At 66.0% G+C, this 16,923-nt stretch carries 17 protein-coding genes; 15 read left to right on the top strand and 2 right to left on the bottom strand.

The features are described from left to right. Genes bamA through M0L44_RS07105 form a run of 8 tightly spaced genes read left to right on the top strand, consistent with a single transcriptional unit; the run spans window position 1 to window position 7,704 of the window. Window positions 1-2,310, top strand: a complete 2,310-nt coding sequence (bamA, locus tag M0L44_RS07140; RefSeq protein WP_252768964.1) for an outer membrane protein assembly factor BamA — start codon at window positions 1-3, stop codon at window positions 2,308-2,310. After that, entirely contained in the window at window positions 2,310-2,816 is a 507-nt protein-coding gene (locus tag M0L44_RS07135; RefSeq protein ID WP_252768963.1) for an OmpH/Skp family outer membrane protein, read from the top strand. The genes bamA and M0L44_RS07135 overlap by 1 nt, the downstream gene beginning before the upstream one ends. A gap of 16 nt (window positions 2,817-2,832) precedes the next feature. Then, complete coding sequence (lpxD, locus tag M0L44_RS07130; protein ID WP_252768962.1) at window positions 2,833-3,885, top strand: UDP-3-O-(3-hydroxymyristoyl)glucosamine N-acyltransferase; 1,053 nt, start codon at window positions 2,833-2,835, stop codon at window positions 3,883-3,885. Beyond that, on the top strand, window positions 3,882-4,331 hold the full coding sequence (gene fabZ / locus M0L44_RS07125) for a 3-hydroxyacyl-ACP dehydratase FabZ (RefSeq protein WP_252768961.1): 450 nt from the start codon (window positions 3,882-3,884) through the stop codon (window positions 4,329-4,331). The genes lpxD and fabZ overlap by 4 nt, the downstream gene beginning before the upstream one ends. A 15-nt stretch (window positions 4,332-4,346) precedes the next feature. Then, window positions 4,347-5,135, top strand: coding sequence for an acyl-ACP--UDP-N-acetylglucosamine O-acyltransferase (gene lpxA / locus M0L44_RS07120; protein WP_252768960.1), 789 nt, complete (start codon window positions 4,347-4,349; stop codon window positions 5,133-5,135). Window positions 5,136-5,178: 43 nt separating this feature from the next. Continuing rightward, window positions 5,179-6,297: a lipid-A-disaccharide synthase gene (lpxB, locus tag M0L44_RS07115; RefSeq protein WP_252769285.1), complete on the top strand. Its 1,119-nt coding sequence runs from the start codon at window positions 5,179-5,181 to the stop codon at window positions 6,295-6,297. Then, window positions 6,269-6,895, top strand: a complete 627-nt coding sequence (rnhB, locus tag M0L44_RS07110) for a ribonuclease HII (protein WP_252768959.1) — start codon at window positions 6,269-6,271, stop codon at window positions 6,893-6,895. The genes lpxB and rnhB overlap by 29 nt, the downstream gene beginning before the upstream one ends. After that, window positions 6,892-7,704 carry a TrmH family RNA methyltransferase gene (locus M0L44_RS07105; protein ID WP_252768958.1) on the top strand — a complete coding sequence of 271 codons (813 nt, stop codon included), beginning with the start codon at window positions 6,892-6,894 and terminating at the stop codon, window positions 7,702-7,704. Before rnhB ends, M0L44_RS07105 begins: the two co-directional genes overlap by 4 nt. 2 nt (window positions 7,705-7,706) lie before the next feature. Here M0L44_RS07105 and ppsR read toward each other — a convergent pair whose 3' ends face one another. Beyond that, the gene (gene ppsR / locus M0L44_RS07100) at window positions 7,707-8,528 is read right to left on the bottom strand and encodes a posphoenolpyruvate synthetase regulatory kinase/phosphorylase PpsR (RefSeq protein ID WP_252768957.1); all 822 of its coding nucleotides are present in this window, start codon (window positions 8,526-8,528) and stop codon (window positions 7,707-7,709) included. A 226-nt stretch (window positions 8,529-8,754) separates the two neighbouring features. Between ppsR and ppsA the strand changes: the two genes are divergently transcribed. The 7 genes from ppsA to M0L44_RS07065 all read left to right on the top strand — a co-directional run bounded on the left by ppsA (window position 8,755) and on the right by M0L44_RS07065 (window position 15,586). Continuing rightward, complete coding sequence (ppsA, locus tag M0L44_RS07095) at window positions 8,755-11,154, top strand: phosphoenolpyruvate synthase (protein ID WP_252768956.1); 2,400 nt, start codon at window positions 8,755-8,757, stop codon at window positions 11,152-11,154. A gap of 193 nt (window positions 11,155-11,347) precedes the next feature. Then, window positions 11,348-11,710: a 30S ribosomal protein S6 gene (gene rpsF, locus M0L44_RS07090; protein WP_252768955.1), complete on the top strand. Its 363-nt coding sequence runs from the start codon at window positions 11,348-11,350 to the stop codon at window positions 11,708-11,710. Between the two features lie 34 nt (window positions 11,711-11,744). After that, window positions 11,745-12,053: a primosomal replication protein N gene (gene priB / locus M0L44_RS07085; RefSeq protein WP_252768954.1), complete on the top strand. Its 309-nt coding sequence runs from the start codon at window positions 11,745-11,747 to the stop codon at window positions 12,051-12,053. Between the two features lie 19 nt (window positions 12,054-12,072). Continuing rightward, window positions 12,073-12,357 (top strand): 30S ribosomal protein S18, encoded by a 285-nt coding sequence (rpsR, locus tag M0L44_RS07080; RefSeq protein ID WP_151124730.1) that lies wholly within the window; start codon window positions 12,073-12,075, stop codon window positions 12,355-12,357. Between the two features lie 12 nt (window positions 12,358-12,369). Continuing rightward, on the top strand, window positions 12,370-12,822 hold the full coding sequence (gene rplI, locus M0L44_RS07075; protein ID WP_252768953.1) for a 50S ribosomal protein L9: 453 nt from the start codon (window positions 12,370-12,372) through the stop codon (window positions 12,820-12,822). 144 nt (window positions 12,823-12,966) lie between these two features. After that, the gene (gene dnaB / locus M0L44_RS07070; RefSeq protein ID WP_252768952.1) at window positions 12,967-14,382 is read left to right on the top strand and encodes a replicative DNA helicase; all 1,416 of its coding nucleotides are present in this window, start codon (window positions 12,967-12,969) and stop codon (window positions 14,380-14,382) included. A gap of 61 nt (window positions 14,383-14,443) precedes the next feature. Beyond that, entirely contained in the window at window positions 14,444-15,586 is a 1,143-nt protein-coding gene (locus M0L44_RS07065) for a PA0069 family radical SAM protein (RefSeq protein ID WP_252768951.1), read from the top strand. 106 nt (window positions 15,587-15,692) lie between these two features. Here the strand turns inward: M0L44_RS07065 and dnaJ are convergent, their stop codons facing one another. Continuing rightward, entirely contained in the window at window positions 15,693-16,844 is a 1,152-nt protein-coding gene (dnaJ, locus tag M0L44_RS07060; protein WP_252768950.1) for a molecular chaperone DnaJ, read from the bottom strand. Window positions 16,845-16,923: the final 79 nt, after the last annotated feature.

Below are 16,923 nucleotides of genomic sequence, written 5' to 3'. Positions count from 1 at the left end.
ATGCGATCATCCCCCCTTGAGCGCTGGCTTCGGCCGGTTCCTGCCTGCGTGGCCTTGCTGACCGTCGCCCATGCGCCCCTGGTGCATGCGGTGGAGCCCTTCGACATCGCGGACATCCGCGTGGAAGGCCTGCAGCGCAGCGACCCCGGCAGCGTGTTTGCCGCCCTGCCATTCCGCGTGGGGGACAGTTACACCGACGACAAGGCCGCCGCGGCCCTGCGTGCCCTGTTCGCCACCGGCCTGTTCAAGGATGTGCGCATCGAGCTCGAGGGCCGGGTCGTGGTGGTGGTGGTGCAGGAGCGCGCCTTCATCGCCTCGGTGAACTTCAGTGGGCTCAAGGAGTTCGACAAGGACACCCTGGCCAAGGCCCTGAAGGACAACGGCATCAGCGACGGCCAGCCCTACGACAAGGCGGTGATCGATCGGGCCGAGCAGGAAATCAAGCGCCAGTACCTGTCCCGCAGCTACTACGGTGCCGAGGTGGTGACGACGGCCACGCCGATCTCGCGCAACCGGGTGGATGTGACCTTCAACGTGGTTGAAGGCAACGTCGCCAAGATCCGCAGCATCCACATCCAGGGTGCGCAGGCCTTCGATGAGTCCACGCTGCTGGACATGATGGACCTGACCACCACCGGGTGGCTGACCTGGTACACCAAGACCGACCGCTACGCGCGGACCAAGCTGAATGCCGATCTCGAGAAGATCCGGTCTTATTACCTGAACCGCGGCTACTTGGAGTTCCAGGTCAAGTCCACCCAGGTCACCATCTCGCCTGACAAGCAGCACATCGACATCGGCATCGTCGTGGACGAAGGCCTGCCCTACACCGTGACCGGTGTGCGCCTGGAAGGCAACTACCTCGGCAAGGAAGACGAATTCCAGGCACGCGTGTCGATCCAGCCGGGCGAGCCATACCGCGGCGACGACGTGTCGGGCACGGTGCGCCGCTTCACCGACCTGTATGCCTCCTACGGCTATGCCTTTGCCAAGGTGGAGTCCCAGCCCCAGATCGACCGCCAGACCGGCCAGGTCGTGGTGGTGCTGCGGGCCAACCCCGGCGTGCGGGTCAACGTGCGCCGCATCAACCTGGCAGGCAACACCATCACGCGGGACGAGGTGATCCGCCGGGAGTTCCGCCAGTTCGAGTCGGCCTGGTACGACGGCAACCGCATCAAGCTGTCGCGTGACCGGGTGGAGCGCCTGGGCTACTTCGACGAGGTCACGGTCGACACCAACGAGGTGCCGGGGGCCCCCGATCAGGTGGACTTGACGCTGAACGTGAAGGAGAAGCCCACCGGCAGCCTGAACCTCTCCGCAGGCTATTCGAGCGCGGACCGGCTGTCGCTGTCGGCGTCCATCAGCAAGGAGAACATCTTCGGCTCGGGCAACTCGCTGTCCTTCGGCGTGAACACCGCCAAGTCCAGCCGGTCCCTGGCCATCTCCACGGTGGATCCTTATTTCACCGATGACGGTGTGTCGCGCGCCATCGACATCTACTATCGGCAGTCCAAGCCCTACAACAGCCGCGGTAGTTCCTACGACCTGGCTACCCCGGGTGTGGCCATCCGCTTCGGCGTGCCGTTCAGCGAATTCGACACCGTGTTCTTCGGGGTCGGGGCCGAGGCCACCATCATCGGCACCTCCAAGGGCCTGCCGCTGAGCTACACCAAGTTCGCTGACGAGTTCGGCACCCACAGCTGGGATCTGCCGTTCACGATCGGTTGGGCGCGCGAAGAGCGCGACAACCCGATGGCCCCCACGCGCGGCCGCTACCAGCGACTGAACATCGACTTCAGTCTGGTGGGCGACGTGCGCTATGCCCGGATGAACGGTCAGATCCAGCAGTACCTGGCGGTTCCCTACTTCCCGAAGCTCACGCTGGGCCTGAACGCCGAACTGGGTGTGGGCACCGGACTGGATGGCCGCTCCTACCCCATCTTCAAGAACTACTACGGTGGTGGCCTGGGTTCGGTGCGGGTCTTCGAGCAGAACTCCTTTGGCACCACCGACGTGACCGGCGCCTACATCGGCGGCAACAAGAAGTTCAATGCCAACGCCGAGTTGTACTTCCCGGTGCCTGGCACCGGCAACGACAAGAGCCTGCGCATCTTCGCCTTCGCCGACACCGGCAACGTCTGGGGCACCTCGCAACAGGTGCATCTGGACGATCTCCGCGCCTCGGCGGGCTTTGGCCTGAGCTGGGTATCGCCGGTGGGCCCCCTCAAGATGAGCTATGGCGTGCCCTTGCGGGCCTTCAGCAGCGATAAAATCCAACGCTTCCAGTTTCAGATCGGAACTTCTTTCTGATGATGACTTCGCTCGTGAAATCCGTGCTGGCCTGCGCGGCCCTGTCCCTGGCCGTGGGCGCCTCGGCACAGGAACTCAAGATCGGCTATGTGAACGCCGAGCGCGTGCTGCGCGAGGCAACGCCCGCCAAGGCCGCCCAGGCCCGGCTGGAGGCCGAATTCAAGAAGCGCGAGGGTGAACTGAACGACACCGGCACCAAGCTGCGCGCCGACATGGACAAGCTCGACAAGGAAGGCCCGACCCTCTCCGAAGCCGAGCGCACCCGTCGGCAGCGTGATCTGTCGGAGCAGCAGCGCGACTTCGAACGCAAGCGCCGCGAGTTGATGGAAGACCTCAACACGCGCAAGAACGAGGAACTCGCTGCAGTGACCGAGCGTGCCAGCAAGGTCATCAAGCAGATCTTCGAGCAGGACAAGTACGACCTGATCCTGCAGGAAGTCGTGTTCGCCGGCCCCCGTGTCGACATCACCAAGAAGGTGATCGACGCGCTGAACGCCGGCAAGTGAGAAAGGCCGTCCTTCCATGAACTCTCTGCCGGGCGTGGCCGCTCCGGTCCGTCTGGCTGACATCGTTCAGGACCTGGGCGGCGAACTCATCGGTGATGGCGATGGCGTCATCACCCGCTTGGCCTCGCTCGAGGCCGCCGACGAGCACAGCATCAGCTTCCTGGCCCAGGCCAAGCTGAAGCCTCTGCTGCAGACCACCGAAGCTGCCTGCGTGATCGTGCGCCCGGAATGGCGCGACGAGGCCGCAGCGCGGGGGGCGGTGATCGTCACCCCCGACCCTTACCTCTACCACGCACGCCTCACCGGCTGGTGGGCCAAGCGGGTGCGTCCGGCACCCGTTGCTGGCGTCCATGCGTCGGCGGTGATCGGCGAAGGCGTCCTGATTCACCCCAGTGCCTCGATCGGTCCTTTGGCCTTCATCGGTGATGGTGCGGTGGTGGGCGAGGGCGCCGTGGTGGGGGCCCAATGTCATGTGGGGGCGCATGCGAGCATTGGCGCCTTCACGGTCCTGGCCCCGCGAGCTCTGTTTGGCGAGGGCTGCCTCATCGGCCAGCGCGGCAAGCTGCAGAGCGGCGCCGTGGTCGGCTCAGATGGTTTCGGCTTCGCGCCTTCCGCGCAGGGCTGGCAGAAGATCGAGCAGCTGGGCGTGGTCCGCATTGGCGACGATGTGGACATCGGTGCCTGCACCTGCGTGGACCGCGGGGCCCTGGATGACACTGTGCTGGGCAACGGCGTCAAGCTCGACAACCTGATCCAGATTGCCCACAACGTGCAGATTGGCGACCACACGGCCATGGCGGGTTGCGTGGGCGTGGCCGGCAGCGCACGCATCGGCGCCCGTTGCACCTTCGGTGGTGCGGCCATGATCAGCGGGCACCTGCAGATCGTCGACGACGTGCATGTCACCGCCGGCAGCCTGGTGATGGCTTCCCTGACCAAGCCGGGACACTACACCGGCTTTTTCCCCATCGATGAAAACAGCAACTGGGAAAAGAACGCGGCCACGCTGCGCCAGTTGCACACCCTGCGCAGCCGAGTGCGCGCGCTCGAGAAGAAGCTCACACCATGACAAGCACAATGGACATCCACGACATCCTCAAGCGCCTGCCCCATCGCTATCCGTTCCTGCTGGTGGACCGGGTGTTGGAGTTGGAAAAGAACGTGCGCGTCCGGGCCATCAAGAACGTCACGATCAACGAACCCTTCTTCACCGGCCATTTCCCGCACCGTCCGGTCATGCCGGGCGTGCTGATCCTGGAAGCCATGGCCCAGGCGGCGGCGCTGCTGTCCTTTGCTTCGGTGGATCAGTACCCCGGCGAAGACACGGTGGTGTACTTTGCCGGCATCGATGGCGCGCGCTTCAAGCGTCCGGTGGAGCCGGGTGACCAACTGATCCTGGAGGCGACCATCGAGCGTGCCAAGGCTGGCATCTACAAGTACAGCGCCCGTGCCCTGGTGGGCGAGGAGCTGGCGGCCGAGGCTTCGCTGATGTGCGCGGTGCGCAGCATCACCTGAGTGAGGGACGCGGCCATGGCCAGCATCCATTCCACAGCGCTGGTGGACCCCGCCGCCGAGCTGGACGGCTCGGTGACTGTCGGGCCTTACGCCGTCATCGGCCCGCGGGTTCGCATCGGGGCCGGTACCACCGTCGGCGCGCACTGCGTGATCGAGGGGCGGACCACGATCGGGCGCGACAACCGCTTCTTCCAGTTCAGTTCCATCGGCGCAGCGCCGCAGGACATGAAGTACGCGGGCGAGGACACCGAGCTGTTGATCGGGAACCGCAACACCGTGCGCGAGTTCTGCACCTTCAACACCGGCACGGTGCAGGATGGCGGTGTGACACGTGTGGGGTCCGACAACTGGGTCATGGCCTACGTGCACATTGCGCACGATGTGCAGCTGGGCGACCACTGCGTGCTGGCCAACAATGCCACCCTGGCCGGGCACGTGCATGTCGGAGACTGGGCCACCATCGGCGGCCTCAGTGGCGTGCACCAGTTCGTCAAGATCGGGGCACACGCGATGATCGGCTTCCAGGGCCATGTGGCCCAGGACGTGCCGCCGTTCATGACGGTGGACGGCAACCCGTTGACCGCGCGCGCCGTGAACCTCACCGGCCTGCGGCGGCGCGGCTTCTCGGCCGAGCGTCAGGCCGTGATCAAGCAGATGCACAAGCTGCTCTACCGCAGCGGCCTGACCCTGGCCCAGGCCCAGCAGGGCATTGAGGCGCTCAAGGGCACACAGCCCGAGGCCGATGGCGACATCGACAGCATGCTGTCCTTCCTGGCGGCCGCCGAGCGCGGCATCGTGCGCTGAGGTGAGTCATCCCATCGCCCCTCTGCAGGCGCCGCGCCTGGGCATGGTGGCCGGCGAGGCCTCGGGTGACCTGCTGGCCAGCCTGCTGCTCAGCGGCCTGAAGTCCCGCTGGCCGGCGCTGAGTGCGGCAGGCATTGGCGGCCCCCGCATGCAGGCCGAGGGCTTCGACGTCTGGTGGCCCAGCCACAAGCTGTCGGTCTTCGGCTATGTGGATGCCTTGCGCCACTACCGCGAGCTGGTGGGCATCCGCAACCAGCTGCGTGACCGGCTGCTGGTCCAGCGGCCGGACGTGTTCATCGGGGTGGATGCGCCCGACTTCAATTTCGGCCTGGAGCAGCCGCTCAAGGCCCAAGGCATCCGCACCGTGCATTTCGTCTGTCCGTCCATCTGGGCCTGGCGGGGCGGGCGGGTGAAGAAGCTGGCCGCGGCGGCGGACCATGTGCTGTGCCTGTTCCCGTTCGAGCCTGCGCTGCTGGCCGAGCACGGTGTGGCGGCGACCTTCGTCGGCCATCCCATGGCCGATCGCATCCCGCTGGAGGTGCCTCAGGCCCAGGCCCGTGCCGACCTGGGATTGGCGGCGTCCGACACCGTGGTGGCGCTGCTGCCAGGCAGCCGCCGCAGCGAGTTGCGCTACATCGGGCCGGTGCTGCTGGAGGCCGCGCTGCGCATGGCCGGGCAGCGGCCCGGCCTGCGCTTCATCCTGCCCGTTGTGCCGGGGCTGGAGGCCGAGGTGGAGGCCCTGGTGGCCCAGCATGCGCCGGGCCTGGACCTGCAGTGCCTGGCTGGCCGCTCCCACGAGGCACTTGCCGCCTGCGACCTGACACTGATCGCCAGCGGCACCGCCACGCTGGAAGCCGCGCTCTTCAAGCGCCCCATGGTCATCACCTACCGCATGCACTGGCTGAACTGGCAGTACATGCGGCACATGGCCTACCTGCCCTGGGTGGGGCTGCCCAACATCCTGCTGCGCGACTTTGCCGTGCCGGAGTTGCTGCAGCATGCCGCCACGCCCGAGGCCCTGGCCCGCGAAGGCCTGGCCTGGCTGGACGACGCGCCGCGCCGCGAGCGCCTGCAGGCCCGCTTCACCGACCTTCATCACATGCTGCGCCAGGACACGGCGCGCAAGGCCAGCGATGCGATCGCGCAAGTCCTCGGTGCCTGAGCAGATGAGCCTGCACTTCGATGTCACCGGTCTGGTGGCCGGTGTCGACGAAGCGGGCCGCGGGCCGCTGGCGGGGCCGGTGGTGGCCGCGGCCGTGATCCTCGACGATCTCCACCCCATTGCCGGCCTGCGGGACTCCAAGCAGCTCAGCGCGCGCCGCCGGGATCAGCTCTACGACGAGATCCGGGCCAAGGCGCTGTGCTGCTGCATCGCCGAGGCCAGTGTCGAGGAGATCGACCAGCTCAACATCCTGCACGCCACCATGCTGGCCATGCGCCGGGCGGTGGAGGGTCTGCGCCTGCCGCCAGCCAAGGTGCTGGTGGACGGCAACCGCCTGCCCGTGCTGAAGGTGCCGGGCGAGGCCATCGTGAAGGGCGATGCGAAGGTGCCGGCCATCTCGGCGGCCTCCATCCTGGCCAAGGTGCACCGCGACCGCCTCTGCGAGGACATGCATGCCCGCTGGCCCGACTACGGTTTTGCCACCCACAAGGGCTATCCCACCGCAGAACACCTGGCCGCCTTGCGCACGCACGGGGCCAGCCCTGTGCATCGCCGCAGTTTTGGTCCGGTGCGGGCCGCATTGCAGGAGCGGGCATGAGCCTGTCGTTTCCGCCGGAGGTCGAGGCGCTGCGCATCAGTGCGCGCGACAACCCGCTGCTGCAGCGCATCCGCAAGCTGCTGGCCGATCCGGGTGGCTACCGCAAGGCCGGGCAGGTCTGGCTGGAGGGCGACCATCTGGTGAGCGCGGCGCTGGCCCGCGGCTGGATGCTGGAGGCGCTGGTGATGACCGAGGGTGCCTGGACGGCCCGCGCCGATTGGCAGGCCTGGACGGCCCAGGCGCGGCGCACGGCCCTGGTGTCCGCGGAGCTGTTCCGGGGGCTCTGCAGCCTGGAATCGCCGGTGTCGGTCGGCGCCCTGGTGAGCCTGCCGCAGGCACCGGTCGTCCAGCCGGGCGTGTTCACCGTGGTGCTGGACCGGCTGCAGGATGCCGGCAATGTGGGCAGCATCCTGCGCAGTGCCGCCGCCTTTGGCGTGCGGCAGGTGCTGGCCCTCAAGGGCACGGCAGCCCTGTGGTCGCCCAAGGTGCTGCGTGCGGGCATGGGGGCGCACTTTGCACTGAGCCTGGTCGAGGCCCTGTCGGCGGACGATCTGGCGGCGCTCGAGGTACCGCTGCTGGCCACCAGCTCCCACGCGGGGCTGGTCCTGGGGCAGGGCGCCTTGCCCTGGCCCTGTGCCTGGGTGCTGGGTCACGAAGGGCAGGGTGTGTCCTCGGTCCTGATGGACCGCTGCACCCACACCGTGAGCATCCCCCAGCCGGGTGGCGAGGAATCCCTCAACGTGGGCGCGGCAGCGGCCATCTGCCTGTTCGCCAGCGCCACCGGGGCGCAGAGCGGGCCGCGGGACTGAGTTCAGCTGGCCGGGTCGGAGAGCACGTCGCGCAGGATGGTCGCGGCGATCTCCTCGATCGACTTGTGGGTCGAGCTGAGCCAGTGGATACCACTGCGCTTCATCAGCATCTCGGCCTGCTTCACTTCGTAGCGACAGTTCTCGATCGAGGCGTACTTGCTTTCCGGGCGCCGCTCGTTGCGGATGTGGGCCAATCGCTCGGCGTCGATCGTCAGCCCGAAGCACTTGTGCTTGTAGGGCGTCAGCGAACTGGGCAGGTGGCCGCGCTCGAAGTCCTCGGGGATGAGCGGGTAGTTCGCTGCCTTGATGCCGTGCTGCATGGCCAGGTACAGCGAGGTGGGTGTCTTGCCGCTGCGGCTCACACCGACCAGGATGACATCAGCGGCCTCCAGGTTGCGCGAGGACTGGCCATCGTCATGGGCCAGCGAGAAGTTGATGGCCTCGATGCGGTCGTTGTACTCCTGGCTCTTGGCCACATCGGAGAAACGTCCGACGCGGTGGTTCGACTTGAGCCCGAACTCGCGCTCCAGCGGCTCCACGAAGGCCTGGAACAGGTCCATCACCAGGCCCTTGCACTGGTCGCTCGTCAGGATGCCCCGCACGTCCAGCCGAGCCAGGGTGATGAACACGATGGGGCGCCGCCCCTCCGCGGCCGCCACGGCATTGATCTCGGTGACCACCTTGTGCGCCTTGTCCAGGGAGTCGATGAAGGGGCGACGCACGTGCCGCGGCTTGGCCGAGAACTGGGCCAGGATGGAGTGGCCGAAGGTTTCTGCGGTGATGCCGGTGCCATCAGAGACATAGAAAACGGTGCGATTGGGCATGCAGAAAACCTTTTGTCGAGTGTCGGGGGCAATGATAGGCATTCCGTCCGTAGAATTCGGTCATCTTCGCCAGGATGGCGCAGGCGGTGTGACGGAAAGCCGTCACAAGCCTGGTCCTCCCGGCGCAGCTTCCAGGCCATAACAACGATCAGATGCCTGTGAAGCGTGCGCCAGAGGGCCCGCTCGCGTCCCGTGCGACACCGGTTTTTGTCATCAAGGAGCTTTCATGTCCCACAACGCACTGGACACCGCCCTGGTCGTCCCCTTCGAACATCTGAGGATGACCGACGTCGAGACCGTCGGCGGCAAGAACGCCAGCCTCGGCGAGATGATCAGCCAACTGGCCGAGGCCGGCGTGCGCGTGCCCGGTGGCTTTGCGACCACTGCCCATGCCTTCCGGGTCTTCCTGGCACATGGTGGCCTGACCGAGAAGATCAGTGCCCGTCTGGCGGCCCTGGACATCGAGGATGTGCGTGCCTTGGCCGAGGCCGGTGCCGAGATCCGCCAGTGGGTGACCGATGCCCCGTTCCCGTCAGAGTTCGAGGCTGCGGTGCGCGCCGAGTACGAGCGCGTGGCTGCGGGCTCGCCCGACGCAACCTGGGCCGTGCGTTCCTCGGCCACCGCCGAGGACCTGCCCGACGCCTCGTTCGCGGGTCAGCAGGAGACCTTCCTGAACGTGCATGGCATCGACGATGTGCTGCACAAGATGAAGGAGGTCTTCGCCTCCCTCTACAACGACCGCGCCATCAGCTACCGCGTGCACAAGGGCTTCGCCCATGACGTGGTGGCCTTGTCGGCTGGCGTTCAGCGCATGGTGCGTTCCGACCTGGGCGCGGCTGGCGTGATGTTCACCATCGACACCGAGTCCGGCTTCAAGGACGTGGTCTTCGTCACCTCCAGCTATGGCCTGGGCGAGACGGTGGTGCAGGGTGCCGTGAACCCTGACGAGTTCTACGTGCACAAGCCCGCCCTGGAGGCCGGCAAGCAGGCGGTGATCCGCCGCACGCTGGGCTCCAAGCTGATCAAGATGACCTTTGCCTCGCCCGAGGAGAAGGCCGCCAGCGGCAAGCTGGTCAAGACCGTAGACACCCCGCCGGAACAGCGCAACCGCTACTCGCTCAGCGATGCCGACGTCACCGAGCTGGCCCGCTACGCGATGATCATCGAGAAGCACTATGCCCGCCCGATGGACATCGAGTGGGGCAAGGATGGCGTGGACGGCAAGCTCTACATCCTGCAGGCCCGCCCGGAGACTGTGCGCAGCCAGGCCGAAAACCAGGTCGAGCACCGCTACAAGCTCAAGGGCCACAGCACCGTGCTGGCCGAAGGCCGCGCCATCGGACAGAAGATCGGCACCGGCCCGGTGCGTCTGGTCAGCTCCATCAGCGAGATGGACCGCGTGCAGCCCGGCGACGTGCTGGTCACCGACATGACCGACCCGAACTGGGAGCCGGTGATGAAGCGCGCCAGCGCCATCGTGACCAACCGCGGTGGCCGCACCTGCCACGCGGCCATCATCGCGCGTGAGCTGGGCATCCCGGCCGTGGTGGGCTGCGGCGATGCCACCGAGAAGCTGGCCGACGGTGCGCTGGTGACCGTGGCCTGCTCGGAAGGCGATACCGGCTACGTCTACGACGGCCTGCTGGAAACCGAAGTGACCGAGGTGAGCCGTGGCGAGATGCCGCACAGCCCGGTCAAGATCATGATGAACGTGGGCAACCCCCAGCTGGCCTTCAACTTCGCGCAGCTGCCCAATTCCGGCGTCGGCCTGGCCCGCCTGGAGTTCATCATCAACAACAACATCGGCATCCACCCGAAGGCCATCCTCGACTATCCCAATGTCGATCCTGACCTGAAGAAGGCGGTCGAGTCGGTGGCCCGCGGCCACGCCTCGCCGCGTGCCTTCTACGTGGACAAGCTGGCCGAGGGCATTGCCACCATCGCCGCGGCCTTCTGGCCCAAGACGGTGATCGTGCGCCTGTCGGACTTCAAGTCCAACGAGTACAAGAAGCTGATCGGCGGCTCGCGCTACGAGCCGGATGAAGAGAACCCGATGCTGGGTTTCCGCGGTGCTTCCCGCTACATCAGCGGCGAGTTCGCAGACGCCTTCGGCATGGAATGCGAAGCCCTCAAGCGCGTGCGCAACGACATGGGCCTGACCAATGTCGAGATCATGGTGCCCTTCGTGCGCACGGTGCGCCAGGCCGAGCGTGTCATCGGTCTGCTGGCCGGCCGTGGACTCAAGCGCGGTGACAACGGTCTGCGCGTCATCATGATGTGCGAGGTGCCCAGCAACGCCATCCTGGCCGAGCAGTTCCTGCAGCACTTCGATGGCATGTCCATCGGCTCGAACGACCTGACCCAGCTGACCCTGGGCCTGGACCGTGACTCGGGCCTGGAACTGCTGGCCGAGGACTTCGACGAGCGCGATCCCGCCGTGAAGGCCCTGATCTCGCGGGCCATCGCGGCCTGCCGCGCCACTGGCAAGTACATCGGCATCTGCGGGCAGGGCCCCAGCGATCACCCTGACTTCGCTCAGTGGCTGACCGCAGAGGGCATTGTCTCGATCTCCCTGAACCCCGACTCGGTGGTGGAGACCTGGACGCTGTTGGCCAAGGGCAGCTGATGAGGCAACCTCTGGGGGCCTGAGCGCCCCGGAGATGCTTTGCAGGCCGGGTTAGCCCGGCCTGTTTCATTTGTGCCATAATCATCGGCTCCCCCTTGCTGTCATGGGTTCATCGACGCTCCCAGGCAGCTTCCGCCCCTTTCCCCGGTTTCTCGGGGGCACCCAGGGGCCCAGGAAACCACAAGGAGTTTTCATGCGTCACTATGAGATCGTTCTGCTGATCCATCCGGATCAAAGCGAACAGGTTCCGGCCATGCTGGAGCGTTACAAGGGCCTGATCACCGCGGGTGGTGGCAAGGTCCATCGTGTGGAAGACTGGGGCCGCCGTCAGCTGGCCTACATGATCCAGAAGCTCGCCAAGGCGCACTACCTGTGCCTGAACATCGAGTGCTCGAAGGAAGTGCTGGTCGAGCTGGAAACCGGCTTCCGCTTCAACGACGCCGTGCTGCGTCACCTGACCGTCAAGATGGACCAGGCCGAAACCGCCCCGTCCGTCATGATGAAGTCGGTCGAGAAGGAAGAAGCCCGCAAGGCAGCCCAGGAAACCGCCGCCTGAACCTGACAGGTTCGGTCCGGCCACGCCATCTGCCATGAACCGACTGGTTCTTGCAGCCCACGTGGTCGAACGCGGTGCGATGCGTTACACCCCCGCCGGTCTGCCGGCCCTGGATCTGACTCTGCAGTCGGATTCGGAGGTCACCCAGAACGGCCAGCTCCGCAAGGTCTCTCTGCAGATCCGAGCGGTGGCCATCGGAGACATCACCCGACCAGCGCAGGCGCTGGTGCTGGGGAACCCGGCCCAGTTTGCCGGTTTCCTGGCACCCTCGCGCAATGGCAAGGGGGTGGTGTTCCACGTGACCAGCATCGCCACTGAAGAACCTGACGTGCAACCCGGATAGACAATTCAGAGGTCATCGTATGCCCCCGCCCAAGTCTCGTTTTTCGAAGGACCGCCGTCCCAAGCGCAACCAGCAGTCGCTGCTGTTCCGCCGCAAGAAGTTCTGCCGCTTCACCGTCGCTGGCGTCAAGCACATCGACTACAAGGATGTGGATCTGCTGCGCGATTTCATCGGTGAGAACGGCAAGATCACGCCGGCCCGCCTGACCGGCACCCGTGCCTTCTTCCAGCGCCAGCTGACCAACGCCATCAAGCGCTCGCGCTTCCTGGCGATGCTGCCGTACAGCGACCAACACAAGGTCTGATAGGAGCCCACCATGCAAATCATCCTGCTGGAAAAGGTGGCCAACCTGGGCAACCTGGGCGATATCGTCAAGGTCAAGGACGGCTACGCCCGCAACTTCCTGATCCCGACCAAGCGCGCCCGTCGCGCCACGGAAGTCGCGATCAAGGAATTCGAGGCCCGTCGTGCCGAACTGGAAAAGGTCGCCGCTGAAAAGCTGACCGCCGCTCAAGCCGTTGGCGAAAAGCTGGCTGGCCTGACCGTCACCGTCGCCCAGAAGGCCGGCGTGGACGGCCGCCTGTTCGGCTCGGTCACCAACCACGACGTCGCTGAAGCCCTGGGCAAGATCGGTTTTGAGATCCCCAAGGCCCAGGTGCGCATGCCGCACGGTCCGCTCAAGGCCGTGGGCGAATTCCCGGTCAGCGTCGCCGCCCACACCGATGTGGTGGTCGACATCACCGTGAAGGTGGTTCCCGAAGCCGAGTAATCCGCTTCTGCAGCCATCCGAGAGGGCCGGTCTTGACCGGCCCTTTTCTTTTGCCAGCATCCACAGCCCATCCACCGGCTGTCCCCGCGAAATCCACAGGCTTGTGCACAACGGGAAATGCCGGCCTCCCCGTATGATTTGACGATGCCCACGATCTTCGATGCCCACGATCCCCAGGCCGGCCCTCGCGACGAGGAGGTGGCCAAGCTGCGGGTGCCTCCGCACTCGAACGAGGCCGAGCAGAGTGTGCTGGGCGGCCTGCTGCTGGACAACGGCGCCTGGGACCGGGCGGCCGATGTGCTGGGCGAGGGCGACTTCTACCGCTACGAGCACCGGATGATCTTCGGTGCCATCGGCACCTTGATCGGGGCGAGCAAGCCGGCCGATGTGATCACGGTGTTCGAGCAGCTGCAGGCTCTGGGCAAGGCCGAGGAATGCGGGGGCCTGAACTACCTCAACGCCCTGGCGCAGAGCGTGCCCAGCGCGGCCAACATGCGCCGTTACGCGGAGATCGTGCGTGAGCGTGCCGTGCTGCGCAAGCTCATCGCGGTGTCCGACGAGGTGGCGACCCAGGCTTTCAATCCGCAGGGCAAGGCGGCCTCGCAGATCCTGGACGAGGCCGAGACCAAGATCTTCAAGATCGCTGAAGAAGGACAGCGCACCCAGGTCGGTTTCCACAGCATGGACAAGCTGGTCATGGACCTGATCGACCGGGTGACCGAACTGGCCGAGAACGGGGCCGAGGAAGTCACCGGGGTGCGAACCGGCTTCTACGACATGGACCGCATGACCGCGGGCCTGCAGGGGGGCGACCTGATCATCCTGGCGGCCCGTCCCTCCATGGGCAAGACCGCCTTTGCGCTCAACATTGCCGAGAACGTGGCGGTCAACGAAGGCCTGCCCGTGGTGGTGTTCTCGATGGAAATGGGCGCCAACCAGCTGGCGCTGCGCCTGGTGGGTTCGTTGGGCCGGATCGACCAGCAGCATCTGCGCACCGGTGCGCTGAAGGACGACGAGTGGGCGCGCTTGACGGAAGCGGTGGACCGTCTGTCCAAGGCCGCGGTGTTCATCGACGAAACGCCTGGCCTGAACCCTGCCGAGTTGCGGGCCCGGGCCCGCCGCCAAGCCCGCCAATGCGGCAAGCTGGGCCTGATCGTCATCGATTACCTGCAGCTGATGAGCGGCAGCAATGCCTCCGCGGGCGAGAACCGGGCCACCGAGCTGTCGGAAATCTCCCGGAGCCTGAAGGCCCTGGCCAAGGAACTGCACTGCCCGGTGATCGCGCTGTCGCAGCTCAACCGCAGCGTGGAAACACGCACCGACAAGCGCCCCATGATGTCCGACCTGCGCGAATCCGGCGCCATCGAGCAGGATGCGGACGTGATCATGTTCATCTACCGCGACGATTACTACAACAAGGAATCGAAAGAGCCGGGTGTGGCCGAGATCATCATCGGCAAGCAGCGTAACGGCCCGGTGGGCACGGTGAGGCTGGCCTTCCTGAAGCAGTCGACCAAGTTCGACAATCTGGCCCCCGAAGCCAACTACGGCGAGTACTGAAGCCCCCTGGCGCAGAGGGGCCACGAGCTGGTGGGGGTAGAATACTGTATAAAAATACAGTATGTCATCCACCCGCGCTCGTCCCCCCGTTGCCGCGCCAGTGGCCCAGAAGGGCCGCGGCACGGTGTGGCGTATCCAGACGCGCTTCGATGACCTGACGCGCCAGGAGGCGGATGACGGTTGGGGAGGCCTCGAGGACGACCATCAGCGGATCGAAGACGCAGCACTTCCCGCCACGGTGATCGTCGAGGAGCAGGTCCGCTCCATCCTCAGCCGCAACAATTCCCCCGATGTTGGGTTCGATTTGTCGATCAACCCTTATCGGGGCTGTGAGCATGGCTGCATCTACTGCTATGCCCGCCCAACCCACAGCTACCTGGGCCTCTCGCCGGGGCTGGATTTTGAGACCCACATCGTGGGCAAGGTCAATGCCGCGGAGCGTCTGAGGCAGGCCCTGAGCAAGCCTGGCTATCGGCCTGTGGCCTTGAACATCGGGTCCGTGACCGACGCCTACCAACCCGCAGAACGTCAGCTGCGGATCACCCGGGCGTTGATCGAGGTGCTCGCCGAGTTCCGGCACCCCTTCTCCATCATCACCAAGTCGGCCGGCATCCTGCGGGACATCGATCTGCTGGCACCGCTGGCGGCGCAAGGCTTGGTGGCGGTGTATCTGTCGGTGACCACGCTGGACCCTGCATTGGCACGGATCCTGGAACCGCGGGCGGCCAGTCCGCACAGGCGCCTGGAGGCCATGGCGGCCCTGGCCCAGGCGGGCATTCCTGTGGGGGTGAGCGTCTCGCCTGTGATTCCCTTCCTCAACGAGCCCGACATCGAGCGCATTGTCGCGGCCGCGGCCACGGCCGGTGCGAGCACCGGTTTCAGCATCCCCTTGCGCCTGCCTTGGGAGGTAGCGCCGCTGTTCGAACAATGGCTGGGCAGTTATTTTCCCGAGCGCACGAGCCGTGTCATGGCCCGGCTGCGGGACATGCGCGGCGGCAAGGTCAACGACGCGCGGTTTGGCCACCGCATGCGGGGTGAGGGGATCTGGGCCGAGATGATGCGGCAGCGGTTTGCGGCCGCCTGCCGTCGCCATGGCTTGAAGCAGCAACGCATGCCGCTGGACGACACGCATTTCCAACCGACCGTGGCTTCGAACAAGGGCCAAGGCGCACCTGGCTCGACCTCCCAGATGGCTCTGTTTTGAATCGGCAGGCATCCCTTTGCCACCGCCGCAGCTGAAAACAAAAGGGACACCGTGAGAGGTGTCCCTGGCGGAGGGCGGTGTTGTGCTCAGAGGAGCGCTTGGGTCCTCACTTGAACAGGTCCTTCACCCGGTCCGTCCAGCTCTTGCTGTTGGGGGAGTGCTTGTCGCCGCCCTTCTTGAGCGACTCGTCCAGTTCCTTGAGCAGCTTGCGCTGGTGTTCCGTCAGCTTGACCGGGGTCTCCAGCGTGATGTGGCAGTACAGGTCGCCCGGGTAGGACGAGCGGATGCCCTTGATGCCCTTGCCCCGCAGACGGAAGGTCTTGCCGTGCTGCGTGCCTTCCGGCAGCTCGATCTCCAGCGTGCTGGACAGGGTGGGCACTTCCACCGAGCCGCCCAGCGCCGCCGTGGTCACTGACACCGGAATGGTGCAGTGCAGGTCGTCGCCGTCGCGCTCGAAGATGTCGTGCGGCTTGATGCGGATCTCGATGTACAGGTCCCCGGGGGGGCCACCGTTGCTGCCAGGTTCGCCGTTGCCGGCGGAGCGGATGCGCATGCCCTCGTTGATGCCCGCCGGGATCTTCACCTCCAGCGTCTTCTGGCGCTTGATCTTGCCGGCGCCGTTGCAGCTGGTGCAGGGCTCGGGAATGATCTTGCCGGTGCCGTGGCAGTGCGGGCAGCTCTGCTGCACGCTGAAGAAGCCCTGGCGCATGTGCACCGTGCCGGAGCCACCGCAGGTGCCACAGGTCTTCGCCTTGGTGCCGGGCTTGGCGCCCGTGCCGCCGCAGGTTTCGCAGCTGTCCCAGCTGGGCACGCGGATCTGCGTGTCCTTGCCGTTGGCTGCTTCCTCCAGCGTGATCTCCATCGCGTAGCTCAGGTCGTTGCCACGGTAGACCTGCTGGCCCCCGCGGCGACCGCCGCCGCCGGCGCCACCACCGCCGAAGATGTCGCCGAAGATGTCGCCGAACGCCTCCGCGAAGCCACCAAAGCCTTCTGCCCCCGGGCCACCGCGGAAACCGCCGGCATTGGGATCCACGCCGGCGTGGCCGTACTGGTCGTAGGCCGCGCGCTTCTGCTCGTCGGAGAGGATCTCGTAGGCCTCCTTGACCTCCTTGAACTTCTCCTCGGCCGCCTTGGCATCGTCCCCCTGGTTGCGGTCGGGGTGGTGCTTCATGGCCAGCTTGCGGTAGGCCTTCTTGATCTCGTCCTCGGAGGCGCCTTTGGCCAGCCCCAGGACTTCGTAGTAATCACGCTTTGCCATGAACGGAACTCAACGCGTTGAAATGGAGACGCCGCACCGGTGCGCAGCAGCAAGCTGCGCGCCAAGCGCGGCGCGACAC

Source organism: Ideonella oryzae (assembly GCF_024055665.1).
Lineage (GTDB): Bacteria > Pseudomonadota > Gammaproteobacteria > Burkholderiales > Burkholderiaceae_C > Ideonella > Ideonella oryzae.
The sequence above is the reverse complement of the archived record's forward strand: the minus strand, read 5'-3'. Positions and strand labels throughout refer to the sequence as shown.

Coding starts and splice junctions, on each gene's coding strand:
- bamA (WP_252768964.1), top strand. CDS start 1: ATGCGATCATCCCCCCTTGAGCGCTGGCTTCGGCCGGTTCCTGCCTGC.
- M0L44_RS07135 (WP_252768963.1), top strand. CDS start 2,310: ATGATGACTTCGCTCGTGAAATCCGTGCTGGCCTGCGCGGCCCTGTCC.
- lpxD (WP_252768962.1), top strand. CDS start 2,833: ATGAACTCTCTGCCGGGCGTGGCCGCTCCGGTCCGTCTGGCTGACATC.
- fabZ (WP_252768961.1), top strand. CDS start 3,882: ATGACAAGCACAATGGACATCCACGACATCCTCAAGCGCCTGCCCCAT.
- lpxA (WP_252768960.1), top strand. CDS start 4,347: ATGGCCAGCATCCATTCCACAGCGCTGGTGGACCCCGCCGCCGAGCTG.
- lpxB (WP_252769285.1), top strand. CDS start 5,179: ATGGTGGCCGGCGAGGCCTCGGGTGACCTGCTGGCCAGCCTGCTGCTC.
- rnhB (WP_252768959.1), top strand. CDS start 6,269: ATGCGATCGCGCAAGTCCTCGGTGCCTGAGCAGATGAGCCTGCACTTC.
- M0L44_RS07105 (WP_252768958.1), top strand. CDS start 6,892: ATGAGCCTGTCGTTTCCGCCGGAGGTCGAGGCGCTGCGCATCAGTGCG.
- ppsR (WP_252768957.1), bottom strand. CDS start 8,528: ATGCCCAATCGCACCGTTTTCTATGTCTCTGATGGCACCGGCATCACC.
- ppsA (WP_252768956.1), top strand. CDS start 8,755: ATGTCCCACAACGCACTGGACACCGCCCTGGTCGTCCCCTTCGAACAT.
- rpsF (WP_252768955.1), top strand. CDS start 11,348: ATGCGTCACTATGAGATCGTTCTGCTGATCCATCCGGATCAAAGCGAA.
- priB (WP_252768954.1), top strand. CDS start 11,745: ATGAACCGACTGGTTCTTGCAGCCCACGTGGTCGAACGCGGTGCGATG.
- rpsR (WP_151124730.1), top strand. CDS start 12,073: ATGCCCCCGCCCAAGTCTCGTTTTTCGAAGGACCGCCGTCCCAAGCGC.
- rplI (WP_252768953.1), top strand. CDS start 12,370: ATGCAAATCATCCTGCTGGAAAAGGTGGCCAACCTGGGCAACCTGGGC.
- dnaB (WP_252768952.1), top strand. CDS start 12,967: ATGCCCACGATCTTCGATGCCCACGATCCCCAGGCCGGCCCTCGCGAC.
- M0L44_RS07065 (WP_252768951.1), top strand. CDS start 14,444: ATGTCATCCACCCGCGCTCGTCCCCCCGTTGCCGCGCCAGTGGCCCAG.
- dnaJ (WP_252768950.1), bottom strand. CDS start 16,844: ATGGCAAAGCGTGATTACTACGAAGTCCTGGGGCTGGCCAAAGGCGCC.